This window comes from Mesorhizobium sp. M2A.F.Ca.ET.037.01.1.1 (assembly GCF_003998075.1).
GTDB lineage: Bacteria > Pseudomonadota > Alphaproteobacteria > Rhizobiales > Rhizobiaceae > Mesorhizobium.
This window is the reverse complement of sequence record NZ_RZSA01001105.1, coordinates 1-1,997: the sequence shown is the minus strand read 5'-3', so window position 1 is coordinate 1,997 and position 1,997 is coordinate 1. Positions and strand designations below refer to the sequence as shown.

3 protein-coding genes and 1 pseudogene are annotated in these 1,997 nt (G+C 64.5%); 3 read left to right on the top strand and 1 reads right to left on the bottom strand.

What is annotated here, in order from left to right; genetic code table 11:
* Both EOA27_RS33935 and EOA27_RS42630 read left to right on the top strand, forming a co-directional pair.
* A partial coding sequence (locus EOA27_RS33935) for a LysR substrate-binding domain-containing protein (protein ID WP_245491265.1) occupies nucleotides 1-307 on the top strand: 307 nt, incomplete at its 5' end.
* A gap of 91 nt (nucleotides 308-398) precedes the next feature.
* Nucleotides 399-578: pseudogene (locus EOA27_RS42630) on the top strand (hypothetical protein); the annotation flags it as partial.
* A 70-nt stretch (nucleotides 579-648) separates the two neighbouring features.
* Here the strand turns inward: EOA27_RS42630 and EOA27_RS33925 are convergent.
* Nucleotides 649-1,500 carry a helix-turn-helix transcriptional regulator gene (locus tag EOA27_RS33925; RefSeq protein WP_126078723.1) on the bottom strand — a complete coding sequence of 284 codons (852 nt, stop codon included), beginning with the start codon at nucleotides 1,498-1,500 and terminating at the stop codon, nucleotides 649-651.
* A gap of 97 nt (nucleotides 1,501-1,597) precedes the next feature.
* On the opposite strand from EOA27_RS33925, the gene EOA27_RS33920 reads away from it, so the two are divergent.
* Nucleotides 1,598-1,997: NAD-dependent epimerase/dehydratase family protein (locus EOA27_RS33920; RefSeq protein WP_127258455.1), on the top strand; the 400-nt coding region annotated here is incomplete at its 3' end.

The following is a 1,997-nucleotide window of genomic DNA, read 5'->3' as shown; positions in this document are numbered from 1 at the left end:
CAACAAGACGATAGAGGCGATCGTCTCCGGACCGCTGATCGCGCACGACTATCCTTCGCTGCTCGGCGCGGCGATCCAGGGCATCGGACTGGCGCAGGTGCCTGGTCCGATCGCCGAGGCGCCGATCGCCGATGGGCGCCTGCAGGCGCTGCTCGGCCGCTTCGCGGTGACCACGCCGGGCGTTTTTCTCTATTATCCGGAACGGCACCAGGTGCTGCCGAAGTTGCGCGCTTTCATCGACCACATCAGGCAGCCGGGCGGCGCCGAGGCTTCCGCGAAGCGATCGGGCAGGCAGCGGCAAAGCTGACGCTTCAAATCCGACGGTTTACTGAGCCGGCTGTGTCCGAGATATTTGAGCTGCATGCATGGTTGGAAGCGGCGCGCAGGCTGTGGACGCGCCACTCGACCGCATCGCCGGGGAAACCGGCTTCGGCGATCTCGGCCGCATGCGTCGCGCTTTCATGAGGAGCTTTGGCCAACCGCCGCAGGCGCTAAGGCGCGCGGAGGGCGACCAACTGGGCTCATTCAAGGTCATAAACATCTTCCACGAAGGAGTCGGACGGCGGATATTACCCTAACCGGATTGCCTTTGTGCCCCTGTTTCCGCTTCGCCGCCGCACTTTGGCGCAGTTCCGGACATGGTGACCATCACTTTGCGGCGCGCGATGAGATCAGCGATTGAATGCGTTCCGCATCCGCCTGCGTCGCGGGGTTGTAGACGATCATGCCGAGCTCCGGCCGGCCGTCAACCGCGAACACCGAGAACTCCAGTTCGATCAGTCCGATCTCGGGATGCCGCAGACGCTTCAGGCCTTCGCCATGCGGGGGGACGACGTCATTGTCGCGCCATAGCGCCTCGAATTCCGGACTGATCCGGCAAAGCTCTTCGACGAGCTGGGTGATTTCCGCTCCTGCGCCGGCCCTGGTGGCATCCGCCCTGAAGGACGCGACCACGAAACGCGCGACGCTCCGCCAGTCGTCCTGCGCGTCGCGCACGCGCGGATTGCCGAACATCAGGCGCAGGATGTTGCGCTGCTCGCGCGGCAGCTTGGAATAGTCGGTGAGCATCGCTGCCGCGGCCCGGTTCCAGGCCACCACATCCCATGTCGCGGTCTTGATGATTGCCGCGCTGGGGTCCAAGGCATCGAGGACGCGCTGCAGGCGCGGCGTGACGCTGTCGACGTTTTTGTAACGAACTTCCGGCGGCCGCCCGAGACCCAGCATGAACAGATGCTCGCGCTCGGGCTCGGTCAGCATCAGCCCGGTGGCGATGCGGTTCAGCACATCGGCGGACGGCGCGCCGCCCCTCCCCTGCTCCAGCCAGGTGTACCAAGTGGGGGAGATATTGGCGCGCTGCGCCACCTCTTCGCGCCGCAGCCCCGGTGTGCGCCGGCGACCCGTGGCGAAGCCGAAGGCCGCCGGATCGAGACGCATGCGGCGATCACGAAGAAAGGCGCCCAGCTTGTTGGTCGTCTCCTTGTTGGCGGTCGCTAGGGACATTGCCATCCTGTTGGCTATTATACCATGATAAAGTCACTACTTTAACAGAATGAGTTATAGCGCAAATAAGGCCTCCGAACAACCACAGGAGACTCCCATGCGTGTATTCCTTACCGGCGCGACCGGTTTCATCGGTTCCAGAATCGTGCCTGAGCTTCTCGCCGCCGGCCATCAGGTGCTTGGCCTGACCCGCTCCGAGGCCGGCGCGCGGTCGCTTATCGCCGCCGGCGCCGAGCCCCATCGCGGCGACCTCGAAGACCTCGACAGCCTGCGCGACGGCGCGGTGAAATCGGATGCGGTGATCCACACCGCCTTCGACCACAATTTCTCGAATTTCGTCGCCAATTGCGAGAAGGACAAGCGGGTCATCGTAGCGCTGGGCGGCGCGCTGGCCGGCTCGGACCGGCTGCTCATCATCACGTCGGGTGTCGGCATGGGCTCCGCCGAACACGGACAGCCGGCGAGAGAAGACGTCTTCAACACCGACCATCCCAATC